This window comes from Phenylobacterium sp., from assembly GCF_031425575.1.
In the GTDB taxonomy this organism is placed as follows: Bacteria; Pseudomonadota; Alphaproteobacteria; order Caulobacterales; family Caulobacteraceae; genus Phenylobacterium.
Map to the genome: position 1 here is coordinate 1 of NZ_JANPJP010000373.1, position 16,314 is coordinate 16,314.

Sequence of the window (16,314 nt, forward strand, 5' to 3'; positions counted from 1 at the left end):
CTTCAAGGCCTGGCTGGAGTTCAGCCAGACCGTCCCGGAAATGCCCATCGGCATGATCGTCAACATGGGAACCGGCCGGGAGCTGACCCTGGCCGAGATCGCCGCCTATGACGCGCCCTTCCCGGACGAGACCTACAAGGAGGGCGCCCGGCAGTTCCCGACCCTGGTGCCGGTGACGCCCGAGCACGGCCAGGTAGCGGAGAACAAGGCCGCCTGGGAGGTGCTGGAGCGGTTCGACAGGCCCGTGGTCACCGCCTTTAGCGACGGCGACGTCGTCTTCCAGACCCGCATCCCGGGCGCCAAGGGTCAGCACCACGCCACCACCAAGGGCGGCCACTTCCTGCAGGAAGACTGCCCAGACGACATCATCGCCATCATCGACACCCTGATCCGCACCCGGAGCTAAGCCCATGAACGTCGTCAACGCTGTCCTGCCCCCCATGCAGCAGGCCATGGAATTCTTCGGGGCGCCCGAGGAGGGGCCCTTCGTCATGGTCAACCTGTTGAAGTTCAAGCCGAAGGCCGAGTACGCCGACGGCAGCGACGCCCACCTCAGCGGCCGCGAGGCCTATGCCCGCTACGGCGAGGAAGTCGCCCAGCTCGTGGAGGGGCTGGGGGGCAAGGTCCGCTACAGCGGCGAGGTCACGGGCCTGATGATCGGCGAGGTGGAGGAGCTGTGGGACATGGTGGCGCTCGCCGAATACCCGTCCCTGGCCGCCTTCCGTGAAATGGCCATGTCGCCAGCCATGCACGCCATTGAACATCACCGCGTCGCGGGCCTGGCCGGCCAGCTGAATATCAAGACCAAACCGCGGGGATAGTGCGTGATCCCGGAGCCCAGGCGGTTCGGGTGGGAGGCCTCGTAAACCGAGACCGCCCAGCCACCTGACGCCTTGCTCGGCCCGGCCGTGGCGGGCGCGCCTGGCTATTTCAACGCCGTCGGCGCTCTTTAGCCTCGACGCGGACGCAGGGCCAGAATCAGGAACACCAGGGCCAGGGCCGCAAACGCCGGGCTGCCATAGTGGGCTGGAGGGTGGTGGCCGCTGACCGGTGGCGACAGCACCCAGCCGTGCAGGCTCATCAGGCCGCGCTCGACGATCACCAAGGCCAGGAACAGCGCCGTGAGGGTCTGATAGCGCAAGGCCACCACCAGCAGGCCCATTCCCAGCGCCAGCTGGGTCGCGCCCTCCCATCGGAACAGACCGATCACCATGTCGCGCCTGTCACCCATATCCAGGCCCCCGATCACACCGGCTCCGCCGTCGGGGAAAAAGCTGTGGATCAGGCCGGGGACCAGGGTCAGGACCGCTGACAGTCCCAGGAACCAGACCGAACTCCGAGCCCCGAGGTACTGAGAATTGGTCGAGGGCGGAAAGAAGCTCATGGCTTGGCCTTCATTCGCTCCAGGACGATCTCGGCGATCTGCTCGCCGTGGGTCTCCTGCAGGAAATGGCCGGCCTCGGGCAGCAGGTCGAAGGTGGCCTGCGGATAGTGGGCCGCCCAGGCCCGGCCCCAGGCTTCGGTGAACACCGCGTCGGCGCCGCCCCAGACGAAGTGGATGGGCTTCTTCCAGCCGAGCAGAGCCTCGAACCAATGGGCCTGGGCCTCGGCGGCCCCGCCCTGCGGATTGTCGAAGGGCAGGCTCAAGGGGAAGCGGCGGGGCCCGGCGTGACCGGCCCGGCCCAGGCCCTCGAAGGGGGCGTCGTAACCGCGGCGCACGGCGTCCTGCTCGGGTGTCAGGACTGGGTGGGTTCCCGTGCCGATGACGCCGAACAGGTCAGCCGGCTTCATGTGGCCCAGCGGCAGCATCATGAACCAGCCCAGGGACAGCTTCTCCGGGACGTTCATGCCGAACAGTCCGTCGGCCTGCCACTGGGCGTTCCACTGCTTCAGGGCGTCGGTGTAGGCGTAGTCGGCGTGGTGCAGCCAGGTGTTCATCACCACCAGGCGCGAGAACCGCTCCGGCTGCTCGGCGGCCTGGGCCAGGCCGATGGGGCCGCCCCAATCCTGGCAGAACAGGGTGACGTCCCTCAGGTCCAGGGTCTCGACCAGCAGCCGGTGGGCGGCCACGTGCCGGGCTATGGAGTACCAGCCGTCGTCGGTCACCTTGTCAGAGCGGCCAAAGCCGATGTGATCGGCCGCCACGCATCGCCAGCCCGCCGCGACCAAACGGTGGATGATCTTCCGGTTCAGGTAGCTCCATGTGGGCATGCCGTGCATCAGTAGGGCGACCGGCCCGTTGCGGGGCCCCTCGTCCACATAGGCCAAACGCAGGCCCTCAAAGTTGATGTGGTGGGGCGCGAAGGGGTAGTCCGCCAGACCCTGGAAGGCCGCGTCCGGCGAGCGCAGGAACCGGACGCCCGCGTCTGTGGTGAGGGGCTGGGTCATGTGCTTCAGTTATCCCACAGAATGTATTCTTCGCCGGGCTTCTGGGGCTGGCCGCTCGGATGGTCGATGAAGACCGGACCCTGCAGCAGGGAGGGCCAGATCGGCTTGGCGGCCTGGGCGTCCTGGTCGCGGAGCAGGGCCTGGAGGGCCGCCACCTTGTCGGGTCTCGCCTTGGACAGGTCGCGCTGCTCGGTGGGGTCGGCCGCGAGGTCGTGGAGCCACACCTTCCCGCGGGCGCCGTTGCTCTGCAGTTTCCAATCGCCGTCGCGAACGGCCTTGTACTGGCCCGACCGCCAGAACAGGGTCTGGTGCGGCCGACCCGACGCCTTGCCCTGCAGGTAGGGGACGAGGTCGACCCCGTCGATCACTCGGTCCTTGGGAAGCGCCGCGCCCGCCGCGCCCGCGGCGGTGGCGAAGATGTCGATGTGGCTGACGGGATTGGCGTAGCGCGACCCGGCCTGGATCTTGGCCGGCCAGCGCATGAAGAAGGGCGCATGGATCCCGCCCTCGAAGAAGGTGGACTTGAAGCCGCGATAGGGCCGGTTGACGTCGGCCAGGCCGACATAGCCCGCGCCGCCGTTGTCGCTGGTGAAGATCACCAGGGTGTTGTCGTCCAGGCCCTGATCCTTCAGGGCCTGGAGCACGCGGCCGACATTGCGGTCCAGGTTGCGCACCATGGCGCCGTAAACCCGCAGGCGGTGGTCCGCAATCTGGGGCAGGGCGTCGTAGTCGGCCTTGGTGGCCTGCAGCGGCGTGTGGATGGCGTTGGGGGCGTAGTAGAGGAAGAACGGCCGGTTCCTGTTGGCCTTGATGGCGCTGACCGCCTCATCGGTGAGGTAGTCGGTCATGTAGCCCTTCGGCGCGAACATCGCCGAGTTGTTGTATTGAACCTGATAGGGAAGGTTCGGCCACAGGAAGCGGTCGATGGGATCCCAGGGCTGCTTGGCGTTGACGACGTCGGGCGCCTTCTCGGGCAGGAACATCGAGCCGCCGGCGATGAAGCCCAGGCTCTCGTCGAAACCCTGAGCTTCCGGGCGTGAGCCCTCGGCCCCGCCCAGGTGCCACTTGCCCAGGTGGATGGTGTGGTAGCCGCGGGGCTTGAGCACTTCTGCGATGGTGAGTTCGCTGGCCGGCATGCTGAGGGTGTTCACGGCGGTGGGTGACCGCGTCGTGCTGCCGAGGGGCATGTTCTTGACGCGGTCGCCGAAGAACTTCGGCTCGATGAGCGAGTCCGGTTCGGCCTCGGTGCCCACCAGCTTGGCGAAGGCGACGGGCGCGGGGGTGAACTCGAAGCCGAAGCGGGTGGGATAGCGGCCGGTCATGAGCGCCGCCCGTGACGGCGCGCAGGTCGCGTTGCCCGCATAGCCGTTCACGAAGTCGACGCCGTCCCGGGCGATGGAATCGATGTTGGGCGTCGGGACCACCCCGCCGGCCACTCCGCCGCCGTTCAGGGTGATGTCGTTAAAGCCCAGGTCATCAACCAGAATGAAGACCACGTTCGGCGGCCGTTCCCCGGGGGCGGGCGCGGCGGGCCCCTGGGCCCAGGCCACCGGACGGTTCGGCTCCACAGGGGGCATTCGGGCCCTGGCGACCATGCTGAGGATCGCTGGCCTATTCATCGCGGCGACGCCAACGCCCACGGCGATCACGAGGGCGGTGGCGCCCAGCCAGATCCGCTTCTTCATGATCTTCGCCCCCTTGGCGGTCCCTCCGCCCCATATATTGACATTAATAGTGCCATTACATTCCGGGCCTGTCCAGCGTGATGGTCCGCCGCGGCCTTTGATCTGGGTCAAGGCGTCGCGGCCGGCAGCCGATAGAGGTCGAGAGGTCCGAGAGAACTGATTGGTCTGGACATCCAGCCTACTGACGCTCACCCCCCGAGCCCGTGGTCTGGAGGAGCGCTCTGGAGCCTTGGGTTTCGGGGCTCTCTCTCTCCTGGCGCCCATGGAGGACCTTCGATGGCGGAGCTCGGGTTGCACAAGGTCTGGTCACTTTGCATTCCCCTTCTGCTGCTCGCGGCCTGCGGCGGCGCCAATGTGCCACTTACGGCGGCGGGGGATATGGCGGCCGAGCGTGGACGGGACCTGGCTGAGCTGCGCTGTGGCGGCTGTCATGGGCTGGGCCTCTACGGCGAAAGTCCCCGGTCCCCATCGACCGCGTTTCGGGACATGCGGCGCGGGATGACCGCCCTCAGCTTCAGGCGCCGGATGGAGGACATCGCCAAGGGGCGTCACTACGACATGCCCAAAATCGGACTCACCGCCAACGAGGCCGATGACATCGCGGCCTATATCGGAAGTCTGGAAACGCCCTGAGGCGATCGCCGCGCCGATAGGCGCCCCGAGCCGCCATTGCCTAAGAGTAGGGCGCCGGACGATGTCGGCCTCTGCGTGACGTATTACGATTTGGCCTGATCGTAATACTGACCGCAGATCGGCGCATGAACGTCGAAAGCCTTCCCCTGGCGCGATTGAGTCTGAGCATGCCCGCCGAACTGGTGGCCCAGCTCGACGCCATGGTCACCGAGCGCGGCCTGCCCAGCCGCTCGCAGATGATCGCTGAACTGATCCGCCATGAACTGGCCGAGCACGGCGAGACGCGGCCCGGCATGGTGCTGGCGGGCGCCATCACCCTGATCTACCGCACTGAGAGCGGCCGGGTCCGTCAGGCCCTGGCCCAGGCCCAGCAGGCCTATCTGGAGGAGGTGATCTCCTCGCAGCACGTCTTCCTGGAGGATGACCAGTCCTTGGAGGTGCTGCTGGTCCAGGGGCCGTCGGAGCGCCTGAGCGATCTCTGCGACGAGCTGCGCAAGATACGCGGGGTGCAGCAGCTCAAGCTCGTGACCACCACCGCCCTGCTGCCGCCCCTGCATGCCCTGCTCGATCCCGAGGACGCGACATGACCACCGACACCGCCAACCCCTACGCCGCCCAGGCCCACGCCCGGGCGATGGCCGGAACGCAGGTCGACGCCATGCCTACCGTGCCCGCCAGCGCGGCGGCGCAGCCGCCGGCCGGGGTTGCGCCGTCCGACATGGTCTGGGCCGAGACCCTCGCCCCCGGCGGCTACGGCGCCAAGCGCCTGGACCGCGGCGCGCGCCTGCAGCTGACCGACCTGGCCGGGGACGCCTGCGCCTCGATGCTGGTGTTCAACGCCGAGCGGCCGGTCGAACGGCTGAACGTGGCCGACACCCTGAAGGTGCAGTGGAACGCCTATCTGGGCGCCGGCAAGCTTGTGCTGTCGGACATGGGCAAGGTGATGTTCAGCTTGCTGGAGGACGAGGCCGGGACCCACGACGCCTTCTGCGGGGCCTCCAACGCGGCGACCAACGCCGCGAGGTATGGCGCCGGCGACAACTGGGGGCCGCACCCCAATGCGCGGGACCGCTTCAGCCTGGCGCTCGCCAAGTTCGGCCTGGGCCGCCGCGACATCCATCCCTGCATCACCTGGTTCAAGGGGGTGAGGGTTGAGGCCGACGGGGCGATCACCCCGCAGGCCGGTCCCTTCGCCGCGGGCCGCCGCCTGACCCTGCGGGCCGAGATGGACCTGATCGTGGTGCTGGCCAACTGCCCCCACGTGCTGGACTCGCGGGCCGACTACAGCGTCACGCCCCTGCGGGTCAGCGCCTGGCGCGGGCCGGTGACGCCGCCCGAAGACCCGATCCGCAACGCCACCCCGGAGGGCCTGCGCGCCTTTCTGAACGTTGAGGCGGAGTACAGCCGATGAGCGACCCCTTGAGCGGCCTGACAGGCCCCATCGCCCGCGACGACATCGTCCCCGCCCGCGCCCCCTGGGACGCGGTGGTGCGCAAGGGCCAGACCCTGCGCATCGTCGACCTGGAGGGCAACCAGGCCGTCGACTTCCTGATGTATGCGCTGGCCGACGACGCCGAGCGCTATTCGGCCCAGGACACCATGGCCGCCCAGGGCAATATCTTCCTGCGGACGGGTTCGGTGCTGCTGTCGAACGAGGGCGCCGCCATGGCCACGGTGACGGGGACTTCGGTCGCCTATCACGACACCATCGGCGGGGCCTGTTCGTGTGAGAGCAACACCCTGCGCTACGGTCACCACACCAAAAGCCAGCACGCCTGCGTCGAGAACTTCCTGCAGGCCAACGCTCGGCACGGGCGGGGCAAGCGCGACATGGTGTCCAACATCAACTGGTTCATGAACGTGCCGGTGGAGGCCGACGGGGCGCTGGGCATCGTCGACGGCATCTCGGCGCCGGGCCTCTATGTGGACCTGCGCGCGGAGATGGACCTGGTGGCCATCGTCTCCAACTGTCCGCAGATCAACAATCCCTGCAACGGCTTCAATCCGACGCCCGTGCGCATGATCATCGCGGGGTAGGACCAGTGTTCACCAAGGTCCTGATCGCCAACCGCGGCGCCATCGCCTGCCGGATCATCCGCACCCTGAAGACGATGGGGGTGGGCTCGGTTGCGGTGTTCTCCGACGCCGACGCCGGGTCCCTGCACGTCTCCCAGGCGGACGAGGCCGTGCGCATCGGCCCCGCGGCGGCGGCCCAGTCCTATCTCGACATCGACGCCATCCTGGCCGCCGCCAAGGCGACGGGCGCCCAGGCCGTCCATCCGGGCTACGGGTTCCTCAGCGAGAACACCGTCTTCGCCGAGCGCTGCGAGGCCGCGGGGATCGCCTTCATCGGGCCGACGCCGGCCAATATCCTGGCCTTCGGCCTGAAGCACACCGCCCGCGACCTGGCCCAGGCCCAGGGTGTGCCGTTGGCGCCCGGCACCGACCTGCTCACCGACGCCGACGTGGCCCGCGAGGCGGGCGATCGCATCGGCTTCCCGGTGATTCTCAAGGCCACCGCCGGAGGCGGCGGCATCGGCATGCGGGTCTGCGAGACCCCCGAGGCCGTGGCCGAGGCCTTCGCCGCCGTGGCGCGGCTGGCGGGCTCCAACTTCTCCGACGCCGGGGTCTTCCTGGAGCGCTATGTCCGCCAGGCGCGGCACATCGAGGTGCAGGTGTTCGGCGACGGGCAGGGCCGGGTCGTCGCGCTGGGCGAACGGGACTGCTCGCTGCAGCGGCGCAACCAGAAGGTCATCGAGGAGACGCCCGCCCCGCACCTTCCGCCCGCCACCCGCGCCGCTTTGATGGCGGCCGCCGTGCGCCTGTGCGAGGCCGCCGACTACCGCTCGGCCGGCACGGTGGAATTCCTCTACGACGCCGAGCGCGACGACTTCTTCTTCCTGGAGGTCAACACCCGCCTGCAGGTGGAGCATGGCGTCACCGAGCAGGTGACCGGCGTCGACCTGGTGGAGTGGATGATCCGCGGGGCGGCCGGAGACTACGGTTTCCTGGGCGGCTTCGACGGGACCGCCAGGGGCGCCTCGATCCAGGCGCGGCTCTATGCCGAGGACCCGGGCCAGGACTACCGGCCCTCGTCGGGGGTGCTCACCAAGGCCAGTTTCCCGCAGGACGCCCGGGTCGACACCTGGATCACCGACGGGACTGAGGTCAGCGCCCACTACGACCCCCTGCTGGCCAAGCTGATCGTCACCGCCGCCGACCGTCCCACCGCCGTCCGCGCCCTGCAGCAGGCCCTGGACCGCACCGCCCTCTACGGCCTGGAGACCAATCTCGAATGGCTGCGGCAGGTGGCCCGCAGCGAGGCCTTCGTCAGCGGACAGGTCTCGACGCGGGCCCTGGCCGACATCGCCTTCAAGCCCCGCACCATCCGCGTGCTGAGCGGCGGCCCTGCCACCACGGTCCAGGACTATCCTGGCCGCCTCGGCTACTGGGATGTCGGCGTGCCGCCGTCAGGGCCGATGGACGCGCTCGCATTTCGGCTGGGCAACCGGCTGCTGGGCAATCCGCAGGCGGCGGCGGGCCTGGAGATCACCGCGCTCGGCCCGACGCTAGTTTTCAACCACGAGGCCGTGGTCTGCCTGACCGGAGCCGAGCTGGAGGCCAGCCTCGACGGCGAGCCGATGGCCACCTATGCGCCGATCGCCATCGCGGCGGGCCAGACCCTGAAGATCGCCCGGGTGAAGGGGGCGGGCCTGCGGGCCTATCTGCTGGTGCGTGGCGGGCTGGACATCCCGGCCTATCTGGGCAGCCGGTCGAGCTTCACCCTTGGCGGCTTCGGCGGCCATGCGGGGCGGACCCTGGCGGCCGGCGACGTGCTGCACCTGGGGGACGCCGAGGTGGACGACGTGGCCCAGCCGCTGGAGGCCGCGGCGCGGCCCCAGCTGGGCAAGACCTGGGCGGTCCGCGTGCTGGCCGGGCCCCATGGGGCGCCGGACTTCTTCACCCCGGCCGATATCGCGATGGTCCGCTCGGCGGCGTGGAAGGTGCACTACAACTCCAACCGCACCGGGGTGCGCCTGATCGGGCCCAAGCCGCACTGGGCGCGGCGCGACGGGGGTGAGGCGGGGCTGCACCCGTCCAACATCCACGACAACGCCTACGCCATCGGAGCCGTCGACTTCACCGGCGACATGCCGATCATCCTGGGGCCGGACGGGCCGTCCCTGGGGGGCTTTGTCTGCCCCTTCGTGGTGATCCAGGCCGACCTCTGGAAGGTGGGGCAACTGGCGCCGGGCGACACCGTCACCTTCGACCTGGTGGACGACACCGCCGCCACCCTGGCGGAGACCGAGCAGGACCGCCTGGTGGAGAGCCTTGAGTCTGCTCAGGCGCCCACCAAGACCCCGCACCGCGACCTGTTCGATGAGACGATCACCAACCCGATCCTGGCTGTCATCGACGCGACCGGTCACCGGCCGCAGGTGGTCTACCGCCGCCAGGGCGACCGCCACCTGCTGGTGGAATACGGCCCCATCGTGCTGGACCTGGAACTACGCCTGCGCATCCACGCCCTGATGCTGGAGCTGCAGGCCCAGGCGCTGCCGGGCGTCATTGACATCACGCCGGGCATCCGCTCCCTGCAGGTCCACTATGACAGCCGCGTCCTGCCCCAGGTTCGCCTGCTTCAGGCGCTCGCCGACATGGAAGAGCGCCTGGGCGGCCTGGACGACTTCGAGATCCCCAGCCGGGTGATCCACCTGCCGCTGTCCTGGAAGGACCCGGCGATCTACGAGACCATCGACAAGTACATGGCCTCGGTGCGCGACGACGCCCCCTGGTGCCCCGACAACATCGAGTTCATCCGGCGCATCAACGGCCTGGCCAGCGAGGATGACGTCCACCGCATCGTCTTCGACGCCCGCTACCTGGTGATGGGCCTGGGGGATGTCTATCTGGGCGCGCCGGTCGCCACCCCGGTCGATCCGCGCCACCGGCTGGTGACCACCAAGTACAACCCCGCCCGCACCTGGACCCCGCCCAACGTGGTGGGGATCGGCGGCGCCTATATGTGCATCTACGGGATGGAGGGCCCGGGCGGCTACCAGCTGTTCGGACGCACGATCCAGGTCTGGAACACCTACCGGCAGACCAACGCCTTCACCGAGAGCAAGCCCTGGCTGCTGCGGTTCTTCGACCAGATTCGCTTCTTCCCCGTCAGCCATGAAGAGCTGACCGAGTGGCGTCGCGACTTCCCTCTGGGACGCCGCGAGATCCGCATCGACGAGGAGACCTTCAGGCTCTCCGACTACCGCAGGATGATGGCCGACCACGCCGAGAGCATCGAAGCCTTCCAGGCCAATCGACAGGCGGCCTTCGAGGCTGAGCGCGCCGACTGGGAGGTCAAGGGCGAGTTCGCCCGGGTCGAGGCGCTGTCGAGCGAAGCCATAGACGATGCGCCGGCCGCCGCCTTCGAGGCGCCTGGTGGCTCGGAGTTCGTCGAGGCGCCCCTGGGCGGCAGCGTCTGGAAGATGCTGGTGGAGGTGGGCGACCGCGTGGAGAAGGGCGCGATCATCGCGGTGATCGAGGCCATGAAGACCGAGTGCGACGTGGCCAGCCCCAGCGCCGGGGTCGTCCGTCAGGTCTACGCCCAGGAGCGCCAGCCCATCGCCCCCGGCGCCCCGATGATCGCCCTCGAACCGGCTTGAGCCCCATGACCCGCCTCTCCATCACCGCCATCGCGTCGGCCGTCTACAGCGGCGCCCGCTCGGCCGAGAGCGTCATCGCCGAGGCCCTGGACGCCATCGCCGCCTATGACGAGGTGCAGGCACACGCCTGGATCATGCGGCCCGATCCGCAGACCGTCCTGGCCCAGGCCCGGGCGGTGGACGCCCGCATCGCGGCGGGCGAGCAGCTGCCCCTGGCCGGAGCGCCCTTCGCGGTGAAGGACAATATCGACGTGGCGGGTCTGCCCACCACGGCGGCCTGTCCGGCCTATGCCTACGAGCCTGACGACACGGCCACGGTGGTCGCCCGGCTGCTGGCGGCAGGCGCGATTCTCATGGGCAAGACCAACCTGGACCAGTTCGCCACCGGCCTGGTGGGCGCGCGCAGCCCCTATGGCGCGCCGGCCTGCGTCTACAATCTGGCCTATGTCAGCGGCGGCTCCAGCTCGGGATCGGCGGTGGCGGTGGCGGCGGGCCTGGTGGCCTTCGCGCTCGGCACCGATACGGCCGGTTCGGGCCGAGTGCCGGCGGCCTTCAACGGTCTGATCGGCTTCAAGCCCACCAAGGGCCGCTGGAGCACGAGCGGCGTCGTGCCCGCCTGCCGGTCGCTCGACTGCGTGACGGTGCTGGCCAACGACGTGGTCGACGCCGCCCTGGTGGACAGCGTCGTGGCCGCCTTCGACCCCACTGACACCTATTCGCGACAGGCGCCGCCCGCGCCCGCCCTCCTCGGGACAAGCTTCCGGTTCGGTGTTCCGAAGGCGGATCAACTGATCTTCATGGGGGACGACCAGGCCCAGGCCTTCTACGGCCGGGCTGTCGAGCGAGTCACCGCCATGGGCGGCGCGCCGGTTGAGATCGACATCGAGCCCCTGCTGGAGGCCGCCAAGCTGCTCTACAGCGGCCCCTGGTTGGCTGAGCGCACCGCCGCCATCGAACCCCTCTTGCGGGCGACCCCGGCGGCGGTGAACCCCACGGTGCGCGCCATCCTGCAGGGCGGCTTCGGGGTGACCGGCGTCGCCACCTTCCGCGGCCTTTACGCCCTGGCCGACCATGCCCGGGCGGCGGAGGCCATCTGGCTCCAGGTGGACGTCCTGCTGCTGCCCACCACGCCCACCATCTACCGCTTGGCCGAGGTGATGGCCGAGCCCTTCGCCCTGAACGGGGCGCTGGGGCTCTACACCAACTTCGTCAACCTGCTGGACATGAGCGCCATCGCCGTCCCGGCCGGGTTCCGCGACAACGACACCGGCTTCGGCGTCACCCTGGTGGGGCAGGCCTGGGCGGACAATGTCCTGCTCGACCTGGCCCGCCGCTACGAGGAGATCTCCCCCATGCCCGACGCCCCCGCGCTGGACACCGCCGGCAAGCCCCAGACCGTGAAGCTCGCCGTCGTGGGAGCCCACCTGGCGGGCATGCCCCTGCACTGGCAGCTCACCTCTCGCGACGCCAAGCTGGTGAGCCGGACCAAAACGGCGGCGGCCTACAAGCTGTTCGCCATGACCAACACCACCCCCTTCAAGCCGGCGCTCATTCATGTGGGCGAGGGGGGCGGGGCCATCGAGGTGGAGGTCTATGAGCTGGCCGTGGAGGCGTTCGGCAGTTTCGTCGTCGAGGTGCCCGCGCCGCTCGCCATCGGTACGGTCACTCTGGAGAACGGAGCCTCGGTGAAGGGCTTTGTCGCCGAGCCCCGTGCCATCGTCGGCGCCGAGGACATCACGGCCCTGGGCGGCTGGCGGCCATACATCGCGGGGTTGCCGAAGTAAGGCCTATCCGCTCATCCCCGCTCTAGCGGGGATGAGCGGCGCTATGGGGTCACCAACGCCTTCAGCACCGGCGGCACCGCGCGGCTCTTCTTGTCGTCCAGCGGGAAGTCGTAGACCGCCGTGGAGCCGTAGCGGTGCGGGGCCTGGGGATCGTGGCGGCGCTTGTCGAAGGCCACCACGCGGGTGCCCAGCTTGAAGGCCTCCTTGATGTCGTGGGTGACCATCAGGATGGTGAGTTTGTGCTCGGTCCAGAGCTCGGTGATCAGGCCGTGCATGTCGAGACGCACCCCCGGGTCCAGCGCGCCGAAGGGCTCGTCCAGGAGCAGGATGCGGGGCCGGGTGATCAGCGCCTGGGCCAGGGCCAGCCGCTGCTGCATGCCCCCCGACAGAGCCCGGGGATAGGTCTTGAAATTGTGCTCCAGCCCGACGCGGGCCAGCAAGGCCTTGGCCGCTTCGCGGGCCTGTTTTCTGGCCTTGCCGCCCAGCCGGCCGCGCAGGGGGGAGCCCGCGCAGTCGAGGCCGAAGGTCACGTTGTCCAGGGCGTTCATGTGCGGGAACACCGAGTAGCGCTGGAAGACAACGCCGCGGTCCGGACCAGGCTCCGGCGACAGGGGCACGCCGTCCAGCAGGATGGAGCCTCGGGTCGGCGCCTCCTGGCCGAGCGCCAGCCGCAGGAAGGTGGACTTGCCGGCGCCCGAGGGCCCGATGATCGAGACGAAGGCGCCGTCGGCGACGTCGAGATCGACCTTCTCCAGGACGATCTTGGCGCCGTACTCGACCCAGACATTGCGGAAGGCCAGCACGCTCATCGGACGTTCCGCGGCGGGTGGGCCCAGGCGAAGCTGGTGCGGCTCCAGGCCTGCAGGGCCAGGTCCATGATCACCGCCAGCAGCGAGATCCAGACGACATAGGGAAGGATGATGTCCATGGCGAGATAGCGGCGGACCAGGAAGATCCGGTAGCCGAGGCCGACGTCGGACGCGATGGCTTCGGCGGAGATCAGATAGACCCAGGCGGGGCACAGCGAGAGCCGCAGGGAGTCGATCAGACGGGGCAGGGCCTGGGGCAGGGCGACGCGGAGCAGGGTCAGCCAGGTGGAGGCGCCGAGGGTCTGGGCCTTGACGATCTGCTCCTCGGGGATGGCCGCCACGTGGGTCGCCAGGTCGCGAACCATCACCGGCGTGATCCCCACGAAGATCAGCACGATCTTCGAGGTCTCCCCCAGTCCGAAGACGATGAAGAGAATGGGCAGGACCGCGATCGGCGGGATCACCGATATGGTGGCGACCAAGGGGCCCAGGCTCGCTCTCACATAGGGCAGCAGGCCGATGGTCAGTCCGAGCACCAGGGTGGTCCCTGCGGCCAACCCGACCGCGACGCCCAGTCGCTGCAAGCTGGCCTTGGTGTCGGCCACCAGGGGGACTTCGCCGGTGCGGGGGTCGGCCTCGAAGGCCATGGTCTGGATGCCGGCGGCCATGGCGGCCGGGATCGGGGTGATTTTGTCGCGGGGGTTATCGGTGTGGCGCGCCGTGGCGACCACCAGATAGAGCAGGACCAGGGCCAGGATCGGCAACAGGCCCAGGAGGAGGCGACCCCCGACACGCGGCCGCGCGTTCAGCAGACGGCGCATCGGAAATCGCCTCCTTGGGTAAGCGTTACTGAGCGGGGCCTAGAGCTTGCCGTCCGCGGCCATCTGGACGTAGGTCGGGTCGAAGCGCAGCTTCACGTTCTTCGGGTCCCCCAGGATCTTGCCGCCCGGGAACTCGATGCCGATGTCGTCCACCGACTTGGCGCCTTGGCCAAACAGGCCGGCGGTGAAGCTGAACTTGCGCACCTTGTCATTGGCCGCGACCAGGTCGGGGCTGGTGGTGGCCGCCAGCGCCGCCTTGGGATCGTAGTAGAGGTAGGTGGTCTTCAGCTGGCTCTCATAGCCGGCGAGATCGGTGCCGGAGATCTTGGCCATGGCTTCGCGGGCGGCCTGACCGGCGGCGTCTTGCTGGTTCATCAACATGGTGGTCTCATACCAGATGCCGGCCAGGGCCTTGGCCAGGTTCGGGTTGGCCTTGGCCACCTCGGTGGAGATGATCAGGCCGTCGAGGATCTCGCCGGGGATCTTGGATGAGTCGAACACCTGCTTGGCGCCCGGCATCTTCTTGATCTCGGTCAGCTGCGGGTTCCACGGCACCACGGCCTTGGTGTCGGGCGCCGAGAAGGCGGCGACGATGTCGGCGTCGGAGGTGTTGACCACCTTCACGTCGGTCATCTTCAGGCCGGCGCTCTCCAACCCACGGGCCAGGAGGTAGTGGGAGACGGAGTTTTCCACCAGGTTGACCGGACGGCCCTTGATGTCGGCCAGGGTTGCGCCGCCCTTGAGGACAATGCCGTCATTGCCGTTGGAATAGTCGCCGATCATCACGAAGGTGGTGTCCTTCCCGGCGGCGGCCGGAATGGTCAGGGCGTCCATGTTGGTGGAGGTCACCGCGTCCAGCTTGCCGGCGGTGAACTGGTTGAGGCTTTCGACATAGTCGTTGATCTGCACGACCTTGATGTCGACGCCGTACTTGTCGGACCACTTCTTCACAATCCCGGCCTGCTCGGCATAGGGCCAAGGCATCCAGCCGGCATATATGGTCCAGCCGACGGTGTAGGTCTTGGCGGCGGGCGCCGCGGCGGTCGTGGTCTCGGTCTTCGGGCTGCAGGCGGCCAGCGCCAGGCCGACAAGGGCCGCCGTCGCGGCGACTTTCACTCCGGTAAGCCACTTGGTCATATCGATCCCCTGTTCCGCAGACCGGCCCTCGCCTGTCTTTCGAGCGATATTACTGAGTGCGCAGATCGTAATAATCCACGGCTCCGGTGCGCGCGGCGCCGAGAGGGGCGAAGGCGCCGCAAAACTACGCAGCGAGGCGCCAGGATGAGCGTCCAGGCATCAATCGGTGGCCCTTCGCTGGCCGCCCGCCACCAAGGTGACTGAGTACGAACCGATCAATTGGTAATACGCGCGACGCGTGGAGGCGGCCTATGACCCGCAATTTCCAGACTGTGCCGGTGGTGGATATCGCGGGCCTGGGGTCGCCCGATCCCGCCGACCGCCAGGCCGTGGCCGACGCCCTGGGACGGGCGGCGCGGGAGGCAGGCTTTCTCTATGTCGCCGGCCACGGCCTCGACCCGGTCCTGATCACCGACCTGCTGGCCGCCGCGCAGCGCTACTTCGCCCAGCCGATGGAGGCCAAGCTTCAGTCGTACATTGGGCGCTCCACCAACCACTCCGGCTATGTGCCCGAGGGCGAGGAGGTCTTTCCGGGGGGCAAGATCGACAGGAAGGAGGCCTATGACATCGGCCTCGACCTGCCCGCGGGTGATGACCGCGCACCCATGATGGGGCCGAACCTCTGGCCCGACGACGAGGGCTTCCGCGCCGCGGCGGCCGCCTACTATCAGGCGGTGTCGGCCCTGGCCCGGCGGCTGTTCGGCGGCTTCGCCCTGGCGCTCGGCCTGCCGCGGGACGCCTTCGAGGCGCACCTGACCTGTCCTCCCAGCCAGCTCCGGGTGATCCACTATCCCTTCGATCCCCACGCCGAACCGGACCAGCAGGGCATCGGCGCCCACACCGACTATGAGTTCTTCACCCTGCTGCACGGCACGGCCGCGGGCCTGGAGGTGATGAACGGCGAGGGGCGCTGGATCGATTGCCCGCCGACCCCCGGCGCCTTCGTGGTCAATATCGGCGACATGCTGGAGGCCTGGACCAACGGCGAGTTCGTCGCCACCTCGCACCGGGTCCGCAAGGTCGGCGAGGAGCGCTACAGCTTCCCGTTCTTCGCGACCTGCGACTACTGGACGATCGTGGAGCCGCATCCGGCCTTTGTCAGCGACGAGCGACCAGCCCGCTATCCGCGCCTGGTGTCGGGCGATCACCTGCTGGCCCAGACCATCGCGACCTTCAGCTACCTGAAGGACCTCCGCGAGGCCGCGTCGCTGACGCCGGTGTTTGGGCAGGAGGCGAAGGTCATCTAGCTAATTTCCTCCCCCATTTATGGGGGAGGGGGACCGCCGATAGGCGGTGGAGGGGGCGCGACCGGGCTCGGAGCTTGAGGCTCGCCCCCACCCCCCCCCCCGCGGGGCGGGGCCCCCCCCCCAAAACCGAACGGACACGGGCGG

14 protein-coding genes and 1 pseudogene are annotated in these 16,314 nt (G+C 68.8%); 9 read left to right on the plus strand and 6 right to left on the minus strand.

All coding sequences use genetic code 11. From position 1 onward, the window contains the following. A pseudogene (locus RMO97_RS21165) lies at nt 1-406 on the plus strand (haloalkane dehalogenase); the annotation flags it as partial. Nucleotides 407-410: 4 nt separating this feature from the next. Next, nucleotides 411-821, plus strand: coding sequence for a DUF1330 domain-containing protein (locus RMO97_RS21170; protein WP_310542979.1), 411 nt, complete (start codon nt 411-413; stop codon nt 819-821). 128 nt (nt 822-949) lie between these two features. Here the strand turns inward: RMO97_RS21170 and RMO97_RS21175 are convergent, their stop codons facing one another. Genes RMO97_RS21175 through RMO97_RS21185 form a run of 3 tightly spaced genes read right to left on the minus strand, consistent with a single transcriptional unit; the run spans nt 950 to nt 4,073 of the window. Then, nucleotides 950-1,384 (minus strand): hypothetical protein, encoded by a 435-nt coding sequence (locus tag RMO97_RS21175; protein ID WP_310542980.1) that lies wholly within the window; start codon nt 1,382-1,384, stop codon nt 950-952. After that, complete coding sequence (locus tag RMO97_RS21180; protein WP_310542981.1) at nt 1,381-2,388, minus strand: alpha/beta fold hydrolase; 1,008 nt, start codon at nt 2,386-2,388, stop codon at nt 1,381-1,383. The genes RMO97_RS21175 and RMO97_RS21180 overlap by 4 nt, the downstream gene beginning before the upstream one ends. 5 nt (nt 2,389-2,393) lie before the next feature. After that, the gene (locus RMO97_RS21185; protein WP_310542982.1) at nt 2,394-4,073 is read right to left on the minus strand and encodes a sulfatase-like hydrolase/transferase; all 1,680 of its coding nucleotides are present in this window, start codon (nt 4,071-4,073) and stop codon (nt 2,394-2,396) included. 276 nt (nt 4,074-4,349) lie between these two features. Between RMO97_RS21185 and RMO97_RS21190 the strand changes: the two genes are divergently transcribed. The 6 genes from RMO97_RS21190 to atzF all read left to right on the plus strand — a co-directional run bounded on the left by RMO97_RS21190 (nt 4,350) and on the right by atzF (nt 12,156). Beyond that, nucleotides 4,350-4,706 (plus strand): c-type cytochrome, encoded by a 357-nt coding sequence (locus RMO97_RS21190; protein ID WP_310542983.1) that lies wholly within the window; start codon nt 4,350-4,352, stop codon nt 4,704-4,706. 125 nt (nt 4,707-4,831) lie between these two features. Further along, nucleotides 4,832-5,293, plus strand: coding sequence for a CopG family ribbon-helix-helix protein (locus tag RMO97_RS21195; RefSeq protein WP_310542984.1), 462 nt, complete (start codon nt 4,832-4,834; stop codon nt 5,291-5,293). Continuing rightward, nucleotides 5,290-6,117 carry an urea amidolyase associated protein UAAP1 gene (locus RMO97_RS21200; protein ID WP_310542985.1) on the plus strand — a complete coding sequence of 276 codons (828 nt, stop codon included), beginning with the start codon at nt 5,290-5,292 and terminating at the stop codon, nt 6,115-6,117. Before RMO97_RS21195 ends, RMO97_RS21200 begins: the two co-directional genes overlap by 4 nt. Further along, nucleotides 6,114-6,743 carry an urea amidolyase associated protein UAAP2 gene (locus tag RMO97_RS21205; RefSeq protein WP_310542986.1) on the plus strand — a complete coding sequence of 210 codons (630 nt, stop codon included), beginning with the start codon at nt 6,114-6,116 and terminating at the stop codon, nt 6,741-6,743. Before RMO97_RS21200 ends, RMO97_RS21205 begins: the two co-directional genes overlap by 4 nt. A gap of 5 nt (nt 6,744-6,748) precedes the next feature. Then, entirely contained in the window at nt 6,749-10,372 is a 3,624-nt protein-coding gene (gene uca, locus RMO97_RS21210) for an urea carboxylase (RefSeq protein ID WP_310542987.1), read from the plus strand. 5 nt (nt 10,373-10,377) lie between these two features. Beyond that, nucleotides 10,378-12,156 (plus strand): allophanate hydrolase, encoded by a 1,779-nt coding sequence (gene atzF, locus RMO97_RS21215; RefSeq protein ID WP_310542988.1) that lies wholly within the window; start codon nt 10,378-10,380, stop codon nt 12,154-12,156. 41 nt (nt 12,157-12,197) lie between these two features. Here atzF and RMO97_RS21220 read toward each other — a convergent pair whose 3' ends face one another. The 3 genes from RMO97_RS21220 to RMO97_RS21230 are packed head-to-tail and all read right to left on the minus strand — an operon-like array spanning nt 12,198 to nt 14,923. After that, complete coding sequence (locus RMO97_RS21220; RefSeq protein ID WP_310542989.1) at nt 12,198-12,965, minus strand: ABC transporter ATP-binding protein; 768 nt, start codon at nt 12,963-12,965, stop codon at nt 12,198-12,200. After that, a complete protein-coding gene (locus RMO97_RS21225) occupies nt 12,962-13,786 on the minus strand; it encodes an ABC transporter permease (RefSeq protein ID WP_310542990.1) in 825 nt (274 codons plus the stop codon). Before RMO97_RS21225 ends, RMO97_RS21220 begins: the two co-directional genes overlap by 4 nt. 39 nt (nt 13,787-13,825) lie before the next feature. After that, nucleotides 13,826-14,923: a putative urea ABC transporter substrate-binding protein gene (locus RMO97_RS21230; RefSeq protein ID WP_310542991.1), complete on the minus strand. Its 1,098-nt coding sequence runs from the start codon at nt 14,921-14,923 to the stop codon at nt 13,826-13,828. 251 nt (nt 14,924-15,174) lie between these two features. Between RMO97_RS21230 and RMO97_RS21235 the strand changes: the two genes are divergently transcribed. Continuing rightward, nucleotides 15,175-16,170 (plus strand): 2-oxoglutarate and iron-dependent oxygenase domain-containing protein, encoded by a 996-nt coding sequence (locus RMO97_RS21235; protein ID WP_310542992.1) that lies wholly within the window; start codon nt 15,175-15,177, stop codon nt 16,168-16,170. Nucleotides 16,171-16,314 lie beyond the last annotated feature (144 nt).

Excerpts from the sequence above, each read along its gene's own strand:
- RMO97_RS21170 (WP_310542979.1), top strand. The coding sequence starts at position 411 with ATGAACGTCGTCAACGCTGTCCTGCCCCCCATGCAGCAGGCCATGGAA.
- RMO97_RS21175 (WP_310542980.1), bottom strand. The coding sequence starts at position 1,384 with ATGAGCTTCTTTCCGCCCTCGACCAATTCTCAGTACCTCGGGGCTCGG.
- RMO97_RS21180 (WP_310542981.1), bottom strand. The coding sequence starts at position 2,388 with ATGACCCAGCCCCTCACCACAGACGCGGGCGTCCGGTTCCTGCGCTCG.
- RMO97_RS21185 (WP_310542982.1), bottom strand. The coding sequence starts at position 4,073 with ATGAAGAAGCGGATCTGGCTGGGCGCCACCGCCCTCGTGATCGCCGTG.
- RMO97_RS21190 (WP_310542983.1), top strand. The coding sequence starts at position 4,350 with ATGGCGGAGCTCGGGTTGCACAAGGTCTGGTCACTTTGCATTCCCCTT.
- RMO97_RS21195 (WP_310542984.1), top strand. The coding sequence starts at position 4,832 with ATGAACGTCGAAAGCCTTCCCCTGGCGCGATTGAGTCTGAGCATGCCC.
- RMO97_RS21200 (WP_310542985.1), top strand. The coding sequence starts at position 5,290 with ATGACCACCGACACCGCCAACCCCTACGCCGCCCAGGCCCACGCCCGG.
- RMO97_RS21205 (WP_310542986.1), top strand. The coding sequence starts at position 6,114 with ATGAGCGACCCCTTGAGCGGCCTGACAGGCCCCATCGCCCGCGACGAC.
- atzF (WP_310542988.1), top strand. The coding sequence starts at position 10,378 with ATGACCCGCCTCTCCATCACCGCCATCGCGTCGGCCGTCTACAGCGGC.
- RMO97_RS21220 (WP_310542989.1), bottom strand. The coding sequence starts at position 12,965 with ATGAGCGTGCTGGCCTTCCGCAATGTCTGGGTCGAGTACGGCGCCAAG.
- RMO97_RS21225 (WP_310542990.1), bottom strand. The coding sequence starts at position 13,786 with ATGCGCCGTCTGCTGAACGCGCGGCCGCGTGTCGGGGGTCGCCTCCTC.
- RMO97_RS21230 (WP_310542991.1), bottom strand. The coding sequence starts at position 14,923 with ATGACCAAGTGGCTTACCGGAGTGAAAGTCGCCGCGACGGCGGCCCTT.
- RMO97_RS21235 (WP_310542992.1), top strand. The coding sequence starts at position 15,175 with ATGACCCGCAATTTCCAGACTGTGCCGGTGGTGGATATCGCGGGCCTG.